Source organism: Kribbella sp. NPDC050820, assembly GCF_040653975.1.
Taxonomy (GTDB): domain Bacteria; phylum Actinomycetota; class Actinomycetes; order Propionibacteriales; family Kribbellaceae; genus Kribbella.
Genome location: NZ_JBFAHB010000012.1, coordinates 128,671 through 148,477, shown reverse-complemented (window position 1 = coordinate 148,477; position 19,807 = coordinate 128,671). Strand labels below are relative to the sequence as shown.

14 protein-coding genes are annotated in these 19,807 nt (G+C 69.5%); 13 read left to right on the top strand and 1 reads right to left on the bottom strand.

All coding sequences use genetic code 11. The annotated features are described in order from the left end of the window. Positions 1–85: 85 nt before the first annotated feature. The 13 genes from uvrA (at position 86) to AB0H36_RS13970 (ending at position 18,786) form a co-directional block, all read left to right on the top strand. On the top strand, positions 86–3,151 hold the full coding sequence (gene uvrA, locus AB0H36_RS14030) for an excinuclease ABC subunit UvrA (RefSeq protein ID WP_360521517.1): 3,066 nt from the start codon (positions 86–88) through the stop codon (positions 3,149–3,151). 119 nt (positions 3,152–3,270) lie between these two features. Then, on the top strand, positions 3,271–3,438 hold the full coding sequence (locus AB0H36_RS14025) for a hypothetical protein (protein ID WP_360521514.1): 168 nt from the start codon (positions 3,271–3,273) through the stop codon (positions 3,436–3,438). Positions 3,439–3,444: 6 nt separating this feature from the next. After that, complete coding sequence (locus AB0H36_RS14020; RefSeq protein ID WP_360521511.1) at positions 3,445–3,894, top strand: DUF6507 family protein; 450 nt, start codon at positions 3,445–3,447, stop codon at positions 3,892–3,894. Continuing rightward, positions 3,891–4,163 carry a hypothetical protein gene (locus tag AB0H36_RS14015; RefSeq protein ID WP_360521508.1) on the top strand — a complete coding sequence of 91 codons (273 nt, stop codon included), beginning with the start codon at positions 3,891–3,893 and terminating at the stop codon, positions 4,161–4,163. The genes AB0H36_RS14020 and AB0H36_RS14015 overlap by 4 nt, the downstream gene beginning before the upstream one ends. After that, on the top strand, positions 4,160–8,521 hold the full coding sequence (locus AB0H36_RS14010; RefSeq protein ID WP_360521505.1) for a toxin glutamine deamidase domain-containing protein: 4,362 nt from the start codon (positions 4,160–4,162) through the stop codon (positions 8,519–8,521). The genes AB0H36_RS14015 and AB0H36_RS14010 overlap by 4 nt, the downstream gene beginning before the upstream one ends. Before the next feature lie 120 nt (positions 8,522–8,641). Next, positions 8,642–9,025, top strand: a complete 384-nt coding sequence (locus AB0H36_RS14005; protein ID WP_360521502.1) for a hypothetical protein — start codon at positions 8,642–8,644, stop codon at positions 9,023–9,025. Positions 9,026–9,231: 206 nt separating this feature from the next. Next, positions 9,232–9,570, top strand: a complete 339-nt coding sequence (locus AB0H36_RS14000) for a hypothetical protein (RefSeq protein WP_360521499.1) — start codon at positions 9,232–9,234, stop codon at positions 9,568–9,570. A gap of 14 nt (positions 9,571–9,584) precedes the next feature. Next, positions 9,585–9,890 (top strand): pore-forming ESAT-6 family protein, encoded by a 306-nt coding sequence (locus AB0H36_RS13995; RefSeq protein WP_360521496.1) that lies wholly within the window; start codon positions 9,585–9,587, stop codon positions 9,888–9,890. Between the two features lie 100 nt (positions 9,891–9,990). Continuing rightward, positions 9,991–10,368 carry a DUF6507 family protein gene (locus tag AB0H36_RS13990; RefSeq protein ID WP_360521493.1) on the top strand — a complete coding sequence of 126 codons (378 nt, stop codon included), beginning with the start codon at positions 9,991–9,993 and terminating at the stop codon, positions 10,366–10,368. Then, positions 10,365–10,646, top strand: a complete 282-nt coding sequence (locus AB0H36_RS13985; protein ID WP_360521490.1) for a hypothetical protein — start codon at positions 10,365–10,367, stop codon at positions 10,644–10,646. Before AB0H36_RS13990 ends, AB0H36_RS13985 begins: the two co-directional genes overlap by 4 nt. Before the next feature lie 65 nt (positions 10,647–10,711). Then, a complete protein-coding gene (locus AB0H36_RS13980) occupies positions 10,712–17,983 on the top strand; it encodes a toxin glutamine deamidase domain-containing protein (RefSeq protein WP_360521487.1) in 7,272 nt (2,423 codons plus the stop codon). After that, on the top strand, positions 17,980–18,504 hold the full coding sequence (locus AB0H36_RS13975; RefSeq protein ID WP_360521484.1) for a hypothetical protein: 525 nt from the start codon (positions 17,980–17,982) through the stop codon (positions 18,502–18,504). The genes AB0H36_RS13980 and AB0H36_RS13975 overlap by 4 nt, the downstream gene beginning before the upstream one ends. 42 nt (positions 18,505–18,546) lie before the next feature. Beyond that, complete coding sequence (locus AB0H36_RS13970; protein ID WP_360521481.1) at positions 18,547–18,786, top strand: hypothetical protein; 240 nt, start codon at positions 18,547–18,549, stop codon at positions 18,784–18,786. 93 nt (positions 18,787–18,879) lie between these two features. On the opposite strand, the gene AB0H36_RS13965 is transcribed toward AB0H36_RS13970, so the two are convergent. After that, positions 18,880–19,752, bottom strand: coding sequence for a hypothetical protein (locus AB0H36_RS13965; RefSeq protein ID WP_360521478.1), 873 nt, complete (start codon positions 19,750–19,752; stop codon positions 18,880–18,882). Positions 19,753–19,807: the final 55 nt, after the last annotated feature.

The window sequence follows — 19,807 nt, the reverse complement described above, 5'->3', positions numbered from 1 at the left end:
TCGGCGGTCGAATATACTTTCGAAGCCGGGTCGAGCAGGACCCCCGGTCCGGCGCCGGAAGTTTTTGTCGGTGGGCCTGGTTAGCATGACCGGGGCATGCCATGCGACCACCTGGAACCCCTCGAGAACGGCTGAGAGTGAGCTTGTGTCTGACCGTCTGATCGTGCGCGGAGCACGTGAGCACAACCTGAAGGACGTCTCGGTCGACCTGCCGCGGGACGCCATGATCGTCTTCACCGGCCTGTCCGGGTCCGGCAAGTCCAGCCTGGCGTTCGACACGATCTTCGCCGAGGGCCAGCGGCGCTACGTCGAGTCCCTGTCGGCCTACGCGCGGCAGTTCCTCGGCCAGATGGACAAGCCGGACGTCGACTTCATCGAGGGCCTGTCCCCGGCGGTCTCGATCGACCAGAAATCCACCTCCCGGAACCCGCGCTCGACCGTCGGCACGATCACCGAGGTCTACGACTACCTCCGGTTGCTGTTCGCCCGGGCCGGCCGCCCGCACTGCCCGGAGTGCGGGGAGCCGATCGCGCGGCAGACTCCGCAGCAGATCGTGGACCGGGTGCTCGAGCTGGACGAGGGCACCCGGTTCCAGGTGCTCGCGCCGGTCGTCCGCGGCCGCAAGGGGGAGTACGTCGACCTGTTCCGCCAGCTCAGCGGACAGGGATTCGCGCGGGCCCGGGTGGACGGCGAGACGATCCAGCTGACCGAGCCGCCGAAGCTCGACAAGCAGAAGAAGCACAGCATCGATGTCGTGGTCGACCGGCTCGCGGTGAAGAGCTCCGCGAAGCAGCGGCTGACCGACTCGATCGAGACCGCGCTCGGCCTGGCCGGCGGCCTGGTCGTGCTCGACTTCGTCGACCTGCCGAGCGACGACCCGCACCGCGAGCGCCGCTTCTCCGAGAAGCTCGCCTGCCCGAACGACCACCCGCTCGCCATCGACGAGCTCGAACCGCGGTCGTTCTCCTTCAACTCGCCGTACGGCGCCTGCCCGGTGTGCACCGGACTCGGCACCCGGATGGAGGTCGACCCGGAGCTGCTGGTCCCGGACCCGTCGAAGTCGCTCGAGGAGGGCGCGATCCAGCCGTGGTCGGGGGCGAACGTCACGCAGTACTTCGAGCGGCTGCTGGCGGCGCTGGCCAAGGACCTGAAGATCAAGACCACGACGCCGTTCGGCGAGCTGCCGGCGAAGGCGAAGAAGTCGCTGCTCACCGGCCACGACCGGCAGGTGCACGTCTCCTACAAGAACCGGTACGGCCGCGAGCGGTCGTACTACACCACCTTCGAAGGGGTGATCCCGTACGTCGAGCGGCGGCACGCGGAGGCGTCGAGCGACACCAGCCGGGAGCGGTTCGAGGAGTACATGCGCGAGGTGCCGTGCCTGGCCTGCAACGGCGCGCGGCTGAAGCCGATCTCGCTGGCGGTCACGCTGGGCGGCAAGAACATCGCCGAGATCAGCGCGATGTCGATCGACGAGGTGCACGACTTCCTGCGCCAGATGGACCTGACCCCGCGGGAGAAGCAGATCGCGGAGCGGGTGGTCAAGGAGATCGGCGAGCGGCTGCGGTTCCTGCTCGACGTCGGTCTGGACTACCTGGCGCTGAGCCGGCCGGCCGGTTCGCTGTCCGGTGGTGAGGCGCAGCGGATCCGGCTCGCGACCCAGATCGGGTCCGGCCTGGTCGGCGTGCTGTACGTGCTCGACGAGCCGTCGATCGGCCTGCACCAGCGGGACAACCGGCGGCTGATCGAGACCCTGGTCCGGCTGAAGGAGCTCGGCAACACGCTGATCGTGGTCGAGCACGACGAGGACACCATCGACCACGCCGACTGGGTGGTCGACATCGGCCCCGGCGCCGGTGAGCACGGTGGCCAGGTGGTCGTCTCGGGCACCGTCGAGGACCTGAAGAACCACCCGGACTCGATCACCGGGGCGTACGTGTCCGGCCGCCGCGAGATCCCGATCCCGGCGGTTCGCCGGCCGCTCACCGAGGGCCGCGAGCTGACCGTGTACGGCGCCCGGCAGAACAACCTGAAGGACATCGACGTCACCATCCCGCTCGGGGTGTTCGTCGCGGTCACCGGGGTGTCCGGCTCGGGCAAGTCGACGCTCGTCAACGACATCCTCTACACCTCGCTGGCGCGGCAGATCTACGGCGCCCGCGCCGTACCCGGCCGGCACACGAAGATCTCCGGCATGGAACTGGTCGACAAGGTCATCCACGTCGACCAGTCGCCGATCGGCCGGACGCCGCGGTCCAACCCGGCGACGTACACCGGCGTCTGGGACCACGTCCGCAAGCTGTTCGCGGAGACGCCGGAGGCGAAGGTCCGCGGGTACCAGCAGGGCCGGTTCTCGTTCAACGTCAAGGGCGGCCGGTGCGAGGCCTGCTCCGGTGACGGCACGCTGAAGATCGAGATGAACTTCCTGCCGGACGTCTACGTCCCGTGCGAGGTGTGCCACGGCGCCCGGTACAACCGGGAGACGCTCGAGGTGCACTACAAGGGCAAGACGGTCGCGGACATCCTGGACATGCCGATCGAGGAGGCGTCGGAGTTCTTCGCCGCCATCCCGGCGATCTCGCGGCACCTGACGACACTGACCGAGGTGGGTCTGGGCTACGTGCGGCTGGGCCAGCCCGCGCCGACGTTGTCCGGCGGTGAGGCGCAGCGCGTGAAGCTGGCGTCCGAGCTGCAGAAGCGATCGACCGGCCGGACGGTGTACGTGCTGGACGAGCCGACCACCGGCCTGCACTTCGAGGACATCCGCAAGCTGCTCGGCGTCCTCGGCGGCCTGGTGGACAAGGGCAACTCGGTGCTGGTCATCGAGCACAACCTCGACGTGATCAAGACCGCCGACTGGATCATCGACCTCGGCCCGGACGGCGGCCGCCGCGGCGGCACGCTGGTGGCGGAGGGTACGCCGGAGGACGTGGCGGCGAACGCTGCGTCGTACACCGGTGAGTTCCTGTCCGAGATCCTGAACGGGCGGGCCGCGAAGCCGAGCGCCAAGAAGCAGTCGGCGGCCGCCAAGAAAGCCCCGGCCGCGAAGAAGGCGGCCGCGGCCAAGAAGGCGCCGGCGAAGAAGGTCGCCGCCGCGAAGAAAGCGCCGGCGAAGAAGGCCACCGCGACCAGGAAACGCGCGGCCAGCTGATCGTCGTTTAACCGCAACCCCCAGCCAACTCAACCGGCTGGGGGTTGCTGCTGTCTGCGCGAGATCACCCGAAAGCGCGTGGAAAGCAGGTGGAAAGGTCGGATTGGCAAGGTGGCCCCGTGATCAAATCCGACAGTGTCCCGGTCGACGAGGTGACCGCAGCGGTCAAGGCGCTGCACGCGAACGTGGCGACCCTGCGCGGTCTGGCCCAGCAGGTCAGCGACATCGGTGACGACATTCAGGACACCTGGCAAGTCGTGGGCTCCGACGACGCCATGGCCGGCTGACCCGCAGTGGGCTGGGACATCGACGTCGAAGGCACGGGGCAGGTGCTCATCGACACGGCGACCGCTGCGGAGCCGTTCAACGAACTACTGACGACGTACGGCGAGGCGCTGGAAGCTCTGATGCTGGGAACGACCTACCTGGTCGTGGATTCCGGCGCTCGGCGGGCTGGCGCACGCGGCGGTCAAGGCGTTCTGGCGGGGGACACGGCGGCGCTGGGTTGCCTCAACGTCGTCTCGGCGGCCATCGGCGAGTACTCCGCGCATTGGGCGCCGACCCTGGAGGATGCGGCGACGCAGGTCACCGCCTCATTGACCGGTCTGCAGAACGCCCTCGAGGCCTACCTGAACGGGCAGGAAGAGATGGTCATGAACGCCCAGCGGAACGCTGCGAACGGCTACATCCCGGACCCGACGGCCGAGATGCCGACGACTCACGGCGGCGACGTCGCGGTATGACCGATCAGCAGCCGGCCGTGGTGCCGGAAGAGGTTGCCCAGGCCGCGCGGGTGCGGCTCGCCGAGTGGCTGACCGCCCAGGCGCCACTCCCTGAGTTGGGCACCACGGCCGCGGAGCTGGCGGCGTGGACGGCGTACCACGCAGGGGAGTGCGTCGTCCTCGTTCCACCCGGCTACGCGAACCTGCTGTTCCTGGTGGCCGATCACGGCATCAGGTCGTTCGCGCCGAGCGAGCAAACCCTCGAACGAGCAATGGCTGAACTGACATGATTCATCCGGAAGGCATCCCGGTCGAGGAACTGAGCCTGGTGGCCTCTGCCCTCGAGGAGCACGTCTCGGAGCTGAGCCGGCTCGGCGAGCCGTTCACCGACCTGGGCAACGACATCCACAGCACGTTCCAGGGGCTGAACGCGGTGTACGAAGCCCCCGAGCGGGAGCTGCTGGTCGGCTCGACGCTGAAGATCAAGACGAACCTCGACGAGTTCGGCCCGAGTCTGCCGGCGATGGCGGGGCATCTGGTGACCCTCGCCGGGGAGATGCGCGCCTTGGCGTCCTTTCTCGGGACCATCCAGGAAGATGCCTACGACTGGGAGCGCCGGAAGGACGCTGACCCGGAGTGGCAGAGCGATCAGGCCATGGTGGACGAATGCAACATGCTGGTCGGGTTCGTCGACGCGATCATGACGGAGCGACTCCCGGAGATCTGCTTCACCGCCGCCAACGAGATCGTCAAGCTACACGGCGGCGACACCTGGGACCCGGAGACCGGCCTACGCGAAGACGAGGAGCCACCCCCACCACCGGAGGACGCCCCGGAACCGGAGGACCCGCCGTGGGGGACCGCAGAGGATGTGGATTATCCGTGGTGGGCGGACACCCTCATGGCCCCGGGCTACTTCTGCCAGGGCGTCCTCACCGTCGTCGCCGAGACGGTCGAGAGCGTCCTGACCCTGGTGCCGGTGCTCCCGTTGCTGGGCGAGAACGACCGGTTGCGGGACTGGGCGAAGGACACCCTGAACTACGACATACCGACCTGGGAGGACGCGGGGAACGCCTGGAAGGGCTTGGGAATCTTCGTCGGGCAACTCGCGTCGGCTCCGGGCCAGCTCCTCGCCTGGGGCCAGGAGGAACTCTTCGGCATCGAGCGGCCCGACTGGCTCAAGGAGTGGAGCGAGACGGGCCTGACCATGGGTGACCAGATGATCGAGGGCTTCCTCGCCTGGGACGAATGGAAGGAGAACCCGGCCAAGGCCTTGGGGATGGTGACCACGAACATCGTCGCCACCGTCTTCTCCGGCGGCTCGGCCGGCGCGATCAGGGGCGCCGCGATGGCGGGCAGGTTCGGCATGCTGAGCAGCACGGTGGCGAGGGTCGCCGGCGTGGCCTCGAAGGTGCAAAGCGTGCGGATCACCATGCACGACGCAGCGCTGGCCGCGGCGATGAGGATCCCGAAGGTCAGCGAAGTGGTCTCCGGGCTGTCCAAGATCCCGGTCATCGGCGACACCTTCAGGTTCGAGGGCGTTCAGCCGGTAGACGTCTCAGCCAACGCGCCCGACCTCACCGACTCGACCTCGACGACCTCGTCAACCTCGTTCGACTCATCCGACGCCACGACCGACACGTCGTCCTTCGACACGTCGTCCGTGGACACGTCGTCCGTGGACACCTCGTGGACGGACTCGACCGACGTCACGACAGCCAACCCGCCGGTCGACACCCCAAGCGTGAACGTCCCGCCGGCCTCACACATCGACCCGGTCACCCACCCAGACCCCGACACCACCACACCCGCTTCGCCCGTAGCTCCCGGCACGACGTGGCCGAGCCCCCACGCCCCGGACGCGCCCCCAACCCCGGGCACCCACACACCAAGCTCACCCCCGCCCTCAACCACCCCCCGCACATCCGACACCTCGCCAACGCCTGACACATCACGTACGCCGGACACCCCACGCACACCAGACACATCACGTACGCCGGACACCTCACGCACACCCGACACCTCGCGCACGCCTGACACCTCACGCGCCCCCGACACGACTCGCTCGCCGGACACCTCGCGCACGCAGGAGTCGACGCGCACGCCCGAGACATCGCATGCGCCAGAGTCGACCCGCACACCGGAGTCGTCGCGTACACGGGAGACGTCGAACACACCGGAGTCGACCCGCACGCCTGAGACGTCGGGCACGCCTGAGACGTCGCGTACGCCTGAGACGTCGCGTACGCCTGAGTCGACGGGCACACCCGAGACGTCGCGTACGCCGGAGACGGGTAGATCCAACGCGCCGGTTGGGTGGCGTACGTCGGAGAGCACTCCGGGTGAGCGGACGCCCGAGCACTCGTCGCAGCCGCAGGCGGGCAGGACTGAGGATCCCGTCGTGGCACCGGTCATGCCTATGCATCCCGGCGTACCAAGCCATGCCGGTGCACCGCACACACCGAGCACCCCGGGCCGGACCGGCACGCCGAACCAGCCGGGCCAGGTGGACGCACCGGCCGACGGCACTCCGCGCGGCGGCGACCGCGCTGGATCGGACTACAAGCCACCGTGGGAGCGCAGCGACCCGCGCGGTCCGGTGCGCGGACCGGACCCGAACACCCCGGCGTGGCAGCGCAACGACCCGATGCGTCCACAACGCGAGCCGTACACGCACATCGACGCCGCGAACGACCCGAAGTGGGACGACCCGCTGACCCGGCAGGTCGAGCTCGACAAGCTGAAGCCGGACTACCTGCGTCCGGAGCCCGGCAAGCCCCGGCCGGAGGTCGACCCGTTCAGCCACATCCCGGCGGACCTCAAGGATCCGCGGGCCGGCGAGCTGGCCGACTCGATCGGTGACCCGCCGCACAGCAACGTCCCCGAATGGATGGGAAGGGTGAACCCGGACTTCGGCAAGAGCAAGCACTACGAGATGAACTGCCCGGAGACCGGGCGGATCGCCTGCGACATCCTTTACGGGAAGAATCCGCGACTGGCGGCCGGCAACCGGTTCAGAAGTGGCGAGCAGCCCGACACCACGCTGGAGTGGATGGACCTGGCGGACTTCAAGCCGGAGCACAAGATGTGGGCGTACCCGGAGCCGAAGAACCCTGCCGACTTCACCGACGCCGCGTACCGCCGGGTGTTCGACGCGCTGAACGGCCGGCCGCCGGGCACACACGCGGACATCTTCGTCACCTGGCGAGGCACCAAGCCCAACATCCCGGGTGGTGCGCACGTCTTCAATGCGTTCGTCGATGACAGCGGCCGGGTCAATTTCCTCGATATACAGCCGGATGGCGGCAAGCTCGTGGACGCGTACCCGGACGGGCACACGGGGCCGGACCCAGCGAATCCCTACTGGGTCGACTGGCCGATTCCGGGCGGCGGTACGAGGCGTGAGCCGATCGACATCACCTCGATCAAGTTCGCCGTCCGGGAGCCGGGCGGTGAATGGGAGGGTGTCCCGCGTACGCCGGACACCCCGCCCGCGTCCCAGTCGCAGATCCCGCGCCCGCACCCGCACCGCGCCAACGCACCCCACACCCAGGCCCCCCACGCACAGGATCCGAACGCTTCGGTGCCTGGCACGCCTGACTCGCGTGTGGCGGAGGCGGGGTCACCGGGGTCTGGTGATCCGTACGGCGGTTTGGGTGACTGGTTCAAGCGGCGGACAGGTTCGGATTCGACGCATTCGGTCCCGCAGGACGGGGTCCGCGCCGGCGAGCGTCCGGCCGCGCCCGCCATGCGCGGGGAGCCGGAGTTGGCGGATCGGAGGTTCCAGGCGTCGAGGTACGACGAGGCCGAGTTCCTGCGCCGGGACGGCGGCTACCAACCAGGCCGGATTGAGGAGCTTCGGCGACGTGGCCGGCTGCAGCCGAGCTCCAATGTTGACAACCTCAGAGACGCTGACATCCGCGCCCTCGAGAAGTTGCTGACCATCGACCACCAGCACATCAACTGTGCCTATCGCGCGGGCGACTTCAGGATCGAGCGCGACCCGACGGTCCGTTTGGCGGTGTCCGCGATGAACAAGATGCCTGACGTCGCGGGGACCCTGCACCGCGGGCTCGCGATCGACGACCTGCAGGCGTTCGTGGAGCGGTACAGGCCCGGCTCCACCGTTCGCGAGCCGGCCTTCCAGCACTCGGCCAAGACGCCGGACGGCGCCTTCGGGGACGCCGAGACTGCGGACGGCGGCCGCGGGTACAACGTGCTACTGGAGATCGACGCTCGGCACGGCAAGGACCTGAGCTTCCTGCGCGACGGCTTCCAGGAGGTGATGCACCCGCCGCACACCACGTTCCATTCCACGGAGATGTGGTACGACAAGGGCAAGCTCCACGTCAGGCTCCGTGACCACGGCGGACCGCCGGAGCCGCCACCCAGCGGCTGGCCGCCGTTGCCGACGGTCCCGGGCCTGGACCCCGGGCGCGCGTTCTACCGCGAGCAGCAGGATGCGATCCGTCCGCCGGTCACGTCCCAGACCCCGCCGATCCCGCAGACGCCGCGCGATCCGTTCGCCGGAGGTTCATCGCCGTCCCAGCCGCAGCCGTGGCAGCCGCCGCAGCCGCGGTTCGTTCGAAGGCGCCAACAACGTCAGCGCCCGAATCCGCCGGGTCACCAGCCGCCACCACCGCCGTAGTAGGGCGGTCAGGCCTCACCACCGCAGTACGGCGGTCAGCCGTCGCAGCCGGAGTACGGCGGTCAGCCGCAGCCTCAGTTCGGTGGGCAGGGTTGGCGGGCGGGTGACAGCAGCTTCGGTGTGAGCAACAAGCCGGGTTTCGATCCCGCGCTTCACCACCAGGCGCTCGGGGACCAGGCTTTGCGATCGAGCCGAACTACCACGTCGAACAGGACCCGGAGCCGGACGACGTCCAGGCGATCGAGCGGCTATCCGATCGAGGTCGACATCTGGCTGGGCCGGGACGAGGTGGTACAGGCGCGGGAGGCGCGGCTGGTGTTCGGCCGGCTGGTGGAAGCGCGCCCGCAGACGCCGATGCTGCTCTGCCATGACCTCGGTGGGCTGGTCGTCGCCTACGTTCCGGGCCGGGGCGTCCACGAATTCCCTGCCGGTACGACGATGGACGCAGCAGACGCCCACGAGTGGCGCGACTGGGTCCCGGACCTGGCGGAGCGGGACGAGTGATCTCGTCGTGCACCAGCCCCCAGCCGGCCGGCTGGGGGCTGGCCTGCGTTGCCCGAACAGGTTGATTGAGGCAACCCTCACAGGTCCGTCACACGGACCTTTCGATCCTGCTCGAAAGGCTCGGCCAGGCGGCGGGCGGCACCAGGATGACCCATAGCTGCGACTAAGGTTTCGTTGCGGCGCAACCACACTTCGAAGGAGAGATTGTGACCGGACGCTGGGACATGGGCCAGGACACCCTGAGCCAGTTGGCCAAGAAGACCACGACCGGAACCCAGGACCTCGGTGGGCTGGTGAAGCAGCTGGTCGCCGCCGCGCAGCCGCTGGAAGGCAAGATGAGCGGCGCCGGCAAGCAGATGTTCGACGCGTTCAAGGCGAACGTGGACGGCATCGCCGCCGACCTGAACGCCGGGCTCGCCGCCATCAACCAGGGTCAGTCCGGGATGGACACCGCCTTCCGCACCGGTGACAGCGAGATGGCCGACACCGCGAAGAAGAACCAGGGTGCGGCCGACTTCAACGCCGCCAAGTTCGGCAAGCGCTGAGAGAGGAATCGACGATGGCAAACCGCAACAGCTACGACACCGCGGCCTCGGGCGAGGTGCAGTCGAAGATCAACAGCCTCTCCGGCCAGATCTCAGGCCTGATCGCGACCCACAAGCAGAACGTGACCGCGGCCCTGTCGGACGCCTCGGCCAGCGGCGTGACCGAGAACTACCGTGGCGTCGAGGACCGCTTCAACAAGGCGGCCGACCAGACCCTGGCGATCATCCAGTCGCTGAAGGACACGCTGGCGCAGAACGACTCGACCGCCGCCGCGACCCTGAAGAAGGCGTCGGCCGCGGTCGACGGTATCGGCGGCTGACCGCCGTACCGCACAGCATCACCCGCCCTGGACGTTCCCCGCTCGGCGGGGCGCGTCCGGGCTTGTTGTGGGCAGGGTCCGGCAGATCTGAGGAGTGACAGTGGACTGGGACATCGACGTCGCGGGAGCGAGCAAGGTCCTCACCGACACGGTGACCGAGGCGGAGCCGTTCGACGGGCTGGCGAAGTCGTACGGCGAGCAGCTGGGCGCGATCATGGAGGGCCTCAACTACGAGACCTTCACCATCGTCGCGGTCGCCCTCAGCGAGTACGGCCAGCACTGGCAGCCGACGCTGGAGGCCGCCGCGAAGCAGGTCGGCGCCTCGCTGACCGGCGCCCAGAACGCGCTCCAGGCCTACATGGACGGCCAGGAGGAGATGGTCCTGAACGCCCAGCGGAACGCATCGAAGGGTGAGGTCCCCAACCCGCCCGGCGGGAACCCGCAGCCGCAGCCGACCGGAAGGAACAAGGCCGTATGAGCGAGCAGGAAGCGGCAGTCGCGCCGCCGGAGGTCGCACAGGCCGGCCGGGTGCGGCTCGCGGAGTGGCTGACGGCCGAGGCGCCGTCGCCGGAGCTGGGTGCGACGGCCGAGGAGCTGGCGGACTGGGCGGCGTACCAGGTCCAGGAGTATCTCGTCTTCGTTCCGCCGGGCTACGCGAACCTGATGTTCCTGGTGGCCGACCACGGCATCAGTTCGTTCGCGCCGAGCGAGAAGACGATCGAGCAGGCGATGGCCGAGGCCCGCCCGCAGTCGTGATCACGGCCGTCCGCCGTACCAGCAGCAATCGTTGATCCCGTGTCTGACCGAGGACTGAACCTGACATGATCAAACCCGAAGGCATCCCGATCACAGAGCTCGACAAAGTGGTCTCGGCCCTCGACCGGAACGTGTCGAAGCTGGGCGGTCTCGGGCAGGGTTTCACCGACGTCGGCAACGGTGTGCACAACACCTTCCAGCGGCTGAACGGCGTGTACCACGCGCCGGAGCGGGAGCTGCTGGTCAGCTCGACGAAGAAGATCCAGACCAACCTCACCGAGTTCGGCCCGAGCCTGCCGAAGATCTCCGGGCACCTGGACACCCTCGCCGACGCGGTGCGCAGCCGGCTGGGGACGCTGAAGGACATCCGGGAAGAGGCCTACGAGTGGCACCGCCGGAAGAACCGGAACCCGGAGTGGCAGAACGACCAGGACATGATCGACGACAACAACCGGATGGTTGGTGACGTCACCCGGATCGTCCAGGAGGAACTGCCCGACCTCTGCTTCACCGCGGCCAACGAGATCGTCAAGCTGCACGGCGGCAAGACCTGGGACCCGGAGACCGGCGTCCGCGAAGGCGAGAAGCCGCCGGAGCCGAAGGAAGAGGAAGGCGACCCGCCGGAGCCCGCGTGGGGTACGCCGGAAGAGCGGGACAAGCCGCTGTGGCAGGACATCGTCGAGTTCCCGGTCGACTTCGTCGTCGGCGTGGCCACGGTCGTCGGCGAGACGATCGAGGGCCTCCTGACGCTGATTCCGGTGCTGCCGCTGCTCGGCATGATCCCGGGCCTGAAGGACTGGGCGAAGGACACCCTCGGGTACGACATCCCGACTTGGGAGGACGCAGGCAACGCCTGGGTCGGCCTCGGCACCATGGTCGGCCAGATAGTGACAGCGCCGATCCAGCTCGCGTGGTGGGGCATGGACAAGCTCACCGGCCAGGACACCCGCCCGGACTGGGTGAAGGACTGGGGCGAGATGGGCCTCACCATGGGCGAGCAGATGTTCAAGGGCTTCGTCGCGTGGGACGAGTGGGCGAAGAACCCGGGCAAGGCGCTGGGTATGGCCCTCACCAACGTCGTCGCGACCGTCGCCAGTGGTGGTACTGCGGGCGCGGTCAAGACTGCTGCGATGGCCGGCAAGTTCGGCGCCGCGAGCATGGCGGTGTCGAAGGTCGCCGGCGCGGCCTCGAAGCTGCAGAGCATGCGGGTCGGCATGCACGACATGGCGCTCGGCGCGGTGACGAAGATCCCGAAGGTCGGCGACGTGGTCGGCGGACTGTCGAAGATCCCGATCGTCGGCGACACCTTCAAAATGCAGGGCGTCCCGAGGATCGACGTACCGTCGGTGGACACGCCGAGCGTCGACGCGCCGAACGTGTCCGTGGACGCTCCTTCGGTCGACACGCCTTCGGTGGACGCGCCGACGACGACGCACGCGCCGAGCGCGGACTCGCCGTCGACGCCTGTCTCGCACTCCGACCCCGGTACGACGACGCCGACCAACCGCGCGCCCGACACCACTTCCCCCGGCACCACCACGCCGGACACAACCGCGTCCCCGACCACGCGCACCCCCGACACGACCACGACGACCCCCGGCGGCCGCGGCGCGGACGCTCCGACGTCGTCAAGCACCCGCACACCGGATTCGACCACCTCGCCGGGCACTACACGTACGCCCGACTCGTCCACCTCGCCCGGTACGACGCGCACGCCCGACTCGAGCGCCCCGAGCACGTCGCGGACGCCGGATTCGAGCGCCCCGAGCACCTCGCGGACGCCGGATTCGAATGCGCCGAGCACCTCGCGGACCCCTGACTCGAACGCGCCGAGCACGTCGCGCACGCCGGATTCGAACGCCCCGAGCACCTCGCGGACCGCCGACTCGAACGCGCCCAGCACATCGCGCGCTCCTGATTCGAATGCGCCGAGCACGTCGCGTACGCCCGACTCGACGACGCACACCCCGGAGGCGTCCCGGACGCCGGACTCGACGCACACGCCCGAGACCTCCCGGACGCCGGACTCGACGACGCACACCCCGGAGACCTCGCGGACGCCGGACTCGACGACGCACACTCCGGAGACGTCGCGGACCCCGGAGACCACGACGCCGGGAACGTCGCGGACGCCGGAGGCACACACCCCAGGCACCACGCGGACCCCCGAGACACACACGCCGGGCACCACGCGCACGCCGGAGACAAGCACTCCGAACACGCCCGACACCTCGCGCGTACCGGAGACGAACACGCCGACCACGCACACGCCCGACCCGGTCGCAGCGCGGAACGCAGACCCGGCAGTCGCACCGGTCATGCCGCTGCATCCCGGCGTACCAGGTCATGCCAGCCACGCACCGAACATCCCCAACACTCCGAACACCCCGCACACGCCGAACCAGCCGAACACCCCGAACACGCCGAACCAGCCGAATACCCCGAACACGCCAAACCAGCCGAACACCCCGAACCAGCCGAACACCCCGAACCAGCCGAACACCCCGAACCAGCCGAACACCCCGAACCAGCCGCACACGCTGGACCCGGCGCAGACGCCCAGCGCGTTGCTCCGGCCAGGTCCGCCGGCGGCCAGTCGTCGGCCGGGCGACGAGTCCTTCGGTCCGCGCGGCTACGACCCGGAGTTCGACCCGGACGCCGTACGGCGGGAACCGGATGCGCCCGACGGCGGCAACGACCCGACGTACGACACCCCGCTGGCGCGCCAGATCGAGATCGACCGGCTGAAGCCGGAGTACCTGCGCCCGGAGCCGGGCAAGCCGCGGACGCAGATCGACCCGGACCAGTACATCGAGCCGCACCCGGCTGACCCCCGCCGCAGCGACCTGCGCGACTCGGTCGGCCGCCCGCCGCACGAGAACCCCGAGAACTGGGTCGGTAACATCAACCCGGACCACGGGGTGGGGCCGCAGTACCGGATGAACTGCGCGGACGTCTCGCGCAAGGTCGCCGACATCCTGAACGGCGGCACCCCGGACCTGGCCGCCGGGCGGAGGCTCGCCAACGGCGAGAACCCGGAAGCCACCCTCGAGTGGATGGACCTGGAGGACTTCCCGGCGGACCAGAGGATGGCCGTCCAGGACTGGAACGCCGACCCGGCCGACTTCACCAACGCCGCCTACCGGCGGGTGTTCGACGCGCTGAGCGGCCGTCCGCCGGGCACGCACGCGAACATCTTCGTCACCTGGCGATCCTCGATGCCCAACATCCCTGGCGGTGGGCACGTGCTGAACGCGTTCGTCGACCAGCACGGCCGGGTCAAGTTCCTCGACGCGCAGCCGCCCGGTGGCAGGATCGTGGACGCGTTCCCGGACGGGCACCACAGCCCGTACCCGAGGAACCCGTACGCCGACCCCGCGAACGGCAACCCCGGCGACATCACCTCGATCCAGTTCGCCGTCCGCGAGCCCGGCGGCCGCTGGGAAGGTCCGCCGCGCACCCCCGACACCCCGCCGGCGTCGCAGCTCCAGTACATGCGCCCCCAAACCCCCCTCGGCACCAACCGCACCCCAGACGTCCACACCCCCGGTTCCCCCACCCCGAACCCGAGCACCCCAACTGGACGTGCCCCGGATGGGCGTATGCCGGACACGGGCACGCCAGACGGTCGCACCCCAGACGGTCGCACCCCAAACGGGCGCACCCCGGACTCGCGCACCCCGGACGGGCGCACGCCGGATGGGCGTACACCGGAGACGGGTACGCCGGACGCGCGTACCGCGGATGGGCGTACGCCGGACGGGCGCACCCCGGATGGGCGCACGCCGGACGGGCGAACCGCGAATGGGCGTACGCCGGAGAGCAATGCTCCAGAGTCTCGTGCTCCCGAGTCACGCGGACCCGAGTCCGGTGCGCCGGACTCTCGCACCCCGGACTCTCGCACCCCGGACGGGCGTACCCCGGACAGGCGTACCCCGGACGGGCGTACCCCGGACGGGCGCACGCCGGACGGCCGTACACCGGAGACCGGTACACCGGATGGCCGCACCCCGGACGGACGTACGCCGGAGTCGCATGGGCCGGACTCGCGCACTTCCGAGACGCATGCGCCGGATGGGCGTGCGCCGGAGTCGCGTGGTCCCGAGGCCCACGGGCCGGATGGGCGTGCGCCGGAGTCTCGTGCCTCCGACACTGACGCTCCGGACTTGCACGCGCCGGACGGTCGCACGTCGGACACGGCTGACCCGTACGGTGCGGGGTCTGATGGTTATGGTTCGGCGCCGCATGGGCGGGAGGAGCCGTTCAGTCGGTCGCCGTTGGCGGATCGGCGGTTCCGGGCCTCCGGTGCTGACGAGGCGGCGTACCGGAACACGCTGCGGTCGATCGACACGGCCAGGATGGCTGAGCACCGTGGTCGCGGCCGGGCGCAGCTCGGTGACAGCATCGACGACTTCTCCGACCTCGAGCTGAACGCGATGGAAGAGATGCTCGGGATGCCGCACCAGGACATCAACCGGGCGTTCCGCGAGGGAGACCCGCGGGTCGAGCAGATGCCGCTGGTCCGGATGGCGACGTCGGCGCTGAACCGGCTGCCCGACTTCCACGGCGAGATCCACCGCGGGATCACGCTCGACAGCGTCGAGGAGCTGCAGGCGTTCCTCAACAGGTACCGGCCGGGGAACACCGTGCGGGAGCCGGCGTTCACGCACGCGGACAAGGACGTCGACGGCGCGAGAATCTTCAGCGGCGGCGATTTCGCGCCGGCGCGGGTGATCATGCACGTCGACGCCCGGCACGGCAAGGACGTGTCCTTCCTGCGCGACAAGGCCCTTGGGGTCGACGAGGTCATCCACCCGCCGCACACGCCGTTCTACCCGACGAAGCTGGAGTTCGATCGGGAGACGAACACGTGGCATGTACACGTCCGCGATCACGGCGGGCCGGTCGACGTACCGCCGGGTCAGCGGATGGATCCGATCGTGGTCGAGCCGGACACGCGGAACAACTACTGGCGGGACCACGCGCAGGCGCGTACGCAGCAGCCACGCTGGGAGCCGAACAACCCGGCGCAGAACCAGTTCGGTCCCACCGGCCAGCAGCCTGGTCAGTTCGGTCCGACGGGGCAGCAGCCCGCCTACAACCCGGGCCAGCCTGAGGCCCCGTCGTACGAGCCGCCGCCGGGCTACCTCCAGGGTCAGCAGCCGAGCCAGTTCGGTCCGACGGGACAGCAGGGCGGCTACCACCCGGGGCAGCAGCCCGGGGGCCAGTTCGGTCCGACGGGACAGCAGCCGGGGCAGTACGGTCCTGGGCAGTCGCAGGCGCCGCACCAGCAGCAGCCTGACTACGGTCCAGGCCCGCAGCAGTCTGACTACGGTCCGGGTTCGCAGCAGCCGGACTACGGACCGCCGCAGCAGACCTACGGTCCTGGGCAGTCTCAGGCGCCGCCCCAGCAGCAGCCGGTGGATCCGTTTGCCCCCAGGCAGCCGGAGCAGTCGTTCGGTCCGGGCCAGCCGCAGCAGTCGCATGGTCCGGGTCAGCAGGGGCAGCCGTACGGGCCGGGGCAGTCTCAGGCTCCGGGGCAGCAGGGGCAGTTCGGTCCGGGTCAGCATCAGGGGCAGCAACCGTACGGACCTGGGCAGCAGCAGCCTGGGTACGACCCGCGGCAGCCTGGTCAGTACCCAGCGCAGCAGCCGGGCCAGCCTGGTCAGTACCCGGGCCAGCAGCCTGGGCAGTATCCGGGCCAGCAGCCTGCGTATGACCCGCGGCAGCCGGATCCGTACCAGCAGCCCGGTCAGCCGGGGCGGCCGCCGTACGAGATGCCTGCGCCGCATCGGTACCCGGAGCAGCAGCCGGGCGGGCAGCCTGGGTACGACTCGAGGCAGCCGCAGCAGTTCCCGCCGCCCGGACAACACCCGGGACAGCCGGGACAGCATCCGGGCTACGACCCTCGCCAGCCGAATCCGTACCAGCAGCCGGGTCAGCAGCCTGGGTATGACCCGCGTCAGCCGGACCCGTATCAGCGGCCCGGTCAGCCAGGCCAGCACCCCGGTCAGCCGGCGTTCGATCCGCGGCAGCCGGATCCGTATCAGCGTCCGGGGCAGCAGCCTGGTCAGCCTGGGTACGACCCGCGGCAGCCGGATCCGTACCAGCAGCCTGGACGCCACGACCCGTACCAGCAGCCCGGTCAGCCGGGGCAGCACCCGGGCTACGACCCGCGGCAGCCGGATCCGTATCGGCAGCCGGGTCAGCCGGGGCATGACCCGTACCGGCAGCCTGGGCAGCAGCCCGGGCAGCCGGGTCCGCATCCGGGGTATGACCCGCGGCAGCCGGGGCAGGCGCCGTACGAGGTGCCGCGGCAGCCGTTTGGGCCGGGGAGTCGACCGGATGAGTTCGGTCCGTACGCGCGCCACACGCCGGAACAACCGCACACGCCTGGCCAGCCGCGAGCACCGGAACAGCCGCAAGCACCGGGGCACTTGCGTGCACCTGAGCAGCACGCGCCGGGCCAGCACGCTCCCGGGCATCACACGCCGGATCAGCATGTGCCGGGGGAGCGGGTGCCTGGGCAGGGTGCGCCTGGGGATCGGGCGCCGGGCGGCCAACCCCGCAACCAGCCCGACCCCTACGGCGGCCAACCCGACGCGCACGCGCCGCAGCCGGACCCGTACGGCTCGCAGCCCGACCCCTACGGAAGCCAACCGGATCCGTACGGCTCGGCCGAGCCGCCAACCCCCGCGGAGCAGCCGCTCCGGATGGGGACCGGGCCGAATGCCGACTATCCCGTCTACGCGCCGAAGCAGAACGAGTTCGTCAACAACTACCCGGAGGACGCGGCGTGGGAAGACGTCTACCGCGACATCCGGAATGCGACCGACGACGTACCGAAGGTCGCCGAAGCGGCGGACGTCGATCCTGCCGTGGTCGAGGTGGCGAAGCGGAACGTCTTCCTGACCACTCACGACGTCGCGAACATTCCGGGCGAGCTTCGGCACGGGTACTTCACACCGCTGGACCACATCGGTCAGCTGTGGAAGGCGGCGATGGACGGGAAGGAGTTGAGTCCCGCGCAGGTCAACGAGTTGCGGTCTCTGATCGCGCACGAGTACGTGGAGGGCAAGCTGCTCGAGGCAGGCGCACCGTATAACCTGGCCGGTGACGGGCCCTGGGACGAGTTCGGCGTGTACCGGGCGGTCAACGAGGAGTTCGCAGGTCCGCACGAGGTCGCACCGAGGTCATTGCAGTCCGGGCCCGACGTCGACCTGCTGGACAACTGGCCGAAGATGGGACTGACCAAACCCGAAGGTGGTCTGACACCGTCCGATCTGTCGAACCTGGACAAGGTCCTCGAGATTGCGAGAAAGAGGTTGGGATTGTGACCGACACGGTCGCCGCGGAGCGCATGGTCGCGCGCCTCCTCGCCGTGCAGTGGGACGACGACGCGGTCTACCGGCATCAGCGTTCCCGTGGCCTGTTGATCCGGGAGTTCGTCCGGCGTACGGCGCAGTGGGCGCAAGCCCTGGGAGCCAAGGAAGGCTGGCCGTTCGGCGATCTGGCCAGGGCCCTGGATCCGGAGGTCTCCGTGGATCCGGCGCTGTTGGCGAAGCTCGAGATCGACGCTGCGACGGCGGGGATCAATCCGATTCGGCCGGAGCATGCCGCCGCGATCGTTCGGTGGGCGGCTCTCGGCGACCTGCCCCGGCAGCGGTTCCCGGAGCTGGACGATCCGTACGAGCCGCTGCTGGCCCTGTTCGACCGGGGCGGCGGCTATTCGCAGGCGAACGGGTTCATCGAGATCGGCTACGGCGCGTTCCCGAAACTGTCGGTGGCCGAACGCGCCGAGCTGGAGCCGCTGGCGATAGACCCGGCGACGCTGGACGCGCTTGACAGGAAGAGCTGAGCGCGAGTGTCTGGTTCGTATGGGACTCAGGTTATTGAGTCGGTGGCGGTTCGGCGGCGGCGGTTGCGGGAGGCCTGGTTGTTTGGGGCTGAGCGGGCCAAGAACACGTTGAACGAGCAGACCGGTCGGGTGCTGGCCAGTGTGATGATCGGTGCGGTGGCTTGTGCTGGGTGTGCTGGGGTTTCGTACTTCCAGTCGGCGCAGGCTAAGGAGAAGGAGAAGCAGCAGCCGGCGCCGACGCAGACCACCTCCGGCCCGGTCAGCCCTTCGCCGTCGAAGTAGTCCGGTCCCGCGCGGTTGGCGGGTTGTTGGGCCGCTGTTGGGTTGTAACCCGTCAGCCGCGCAACAAGCCGCCAGCGGTCGTGCGGGAAGGGCCTAGCGGCCGAAGAGGTGGCGTAGCCACGTCCGGCGCGGCTGGGGTTTCAACGCGGCTGGGAGTACGGCGCTGGGCGGCTTGGCCAGCGTGACCGGGACCTGGACCATCTGGTCGCCCTGCAGCCAGAACAGGTCGGGGGAGCACTGGTCCGGGGCGCCGCGGTAGCTTTCGGCGACCCAGCGGGCCAGCGCGTCGGCGCGCTCCTGGCCGGCGTCGGCGGGGCAGTAGGCGACGGTACTCAACCGGGGCACGCCGATCAGCACGCCCGCGCCTATGGATGCCTGAGGCAACAGGTTTTCCCGGTCGACGATCGCCATCGACACCAGCGGGTCGCCGTCGCGGCTGAGGATCGAGATCCCATCCTGCTGCTGCGGCTCCAGGTCGGCGATCTCGGCCAGGGTGAGCCGCACCGGCGACGGCACCCCCGGGTCCCCGAGCCCCAGCATGGACCGCCGTACGACGGTCAGCCGCCGCAACTCGTCACCCGTCCGGACGAACACGACCACCTCGAAGTGGTCGCCGAACGGCAGCAGCGCGTCGGCGACCGGGCCGGCCGTCCGCGCCGACCAGCCGCGTTGCACGAGCAGCGCACGCTGGCGTTCCGCGACGTCGCCGAACCGGTGCTCCTCGGTCGCGAGCTCACCCTCGGCGACGACCGCGCGCAGCCACGCCTCGATCTGTTCCGGCCAGCGTTCCTGTGGTAGCTGAAGGCAACGATCGACGATCTCGCCGACGCCCACCACCGCGGACATCTGCAACGCGCCGCGTCCCCAGCCCACCTCGACCGTGCGCTGTGTGGCGTCCACCACGCAGCCCGGCAACCAGATCGGCGCCAGCTCCGCAATCATTTCGACCACGGTGGAATCACTCATCCACGTCCTCGCTTCGCTCCGGGCGCGGAGGAGGCACAAACGTACTGTGCTTGAT

What these genes read in the sequence shown, in the direction of transcription:
- uvrA (WP_360521517.1), top strand. Translation starts at nt 86, where the DNA reads ATGACCGGGGCATGCCATGCGACCACCTGGAACCCCTCGAGAACGGCT.
- AB0H36_RS14015 (WP_360521508.1), top strand. Translation starts at nt 3,891, where the DNA reads ATGACCGATCAGCAGCCGGCCGTGGTGCCGGAAGAGGTTGCCCAGGCC.
- AB0H36_RS14010 (WP_360521505.1), top strand. Translation starts at nt 4,160, where the DNA reads ATGATTCATCCGGAAGGCATCCCGGTCGAGGAACTGAGCCTGGTGGCC.
- AB0H36_RS13995 (WP_360521496.1), top strand. Translation starts at nt 9,585, where the DNA reads ATGGCAAACCGCAACAGCTACGACACCGCGGCCTCGGGCGAGGTGCAG.
- AB0H36_RS13985 (WP_360521490.1), top strand. Translation starts at nt 10,365, where the DNA reads ATGAGCGAGCAGGAAGCGGCAGTCGCGCCGCCGGAGGTCGCACAGGCC.
- AB0H36_RS13980 (WP_360521487.1), top strand. Translation starts at nt 10,712, where the DNA reads ATGATCAAACCCGAAGGCATCCCGATCACAGAGCTCGACAAAGTGGTC.
- AB0H36_RS13965 (WP_360521478.1), bottom strand. Translation starts at nt 19,752, where the DNA reads ATGAGTGATTCCACCGTGGTCGAAATGATTGCGGAGCTGGCGCCGATC.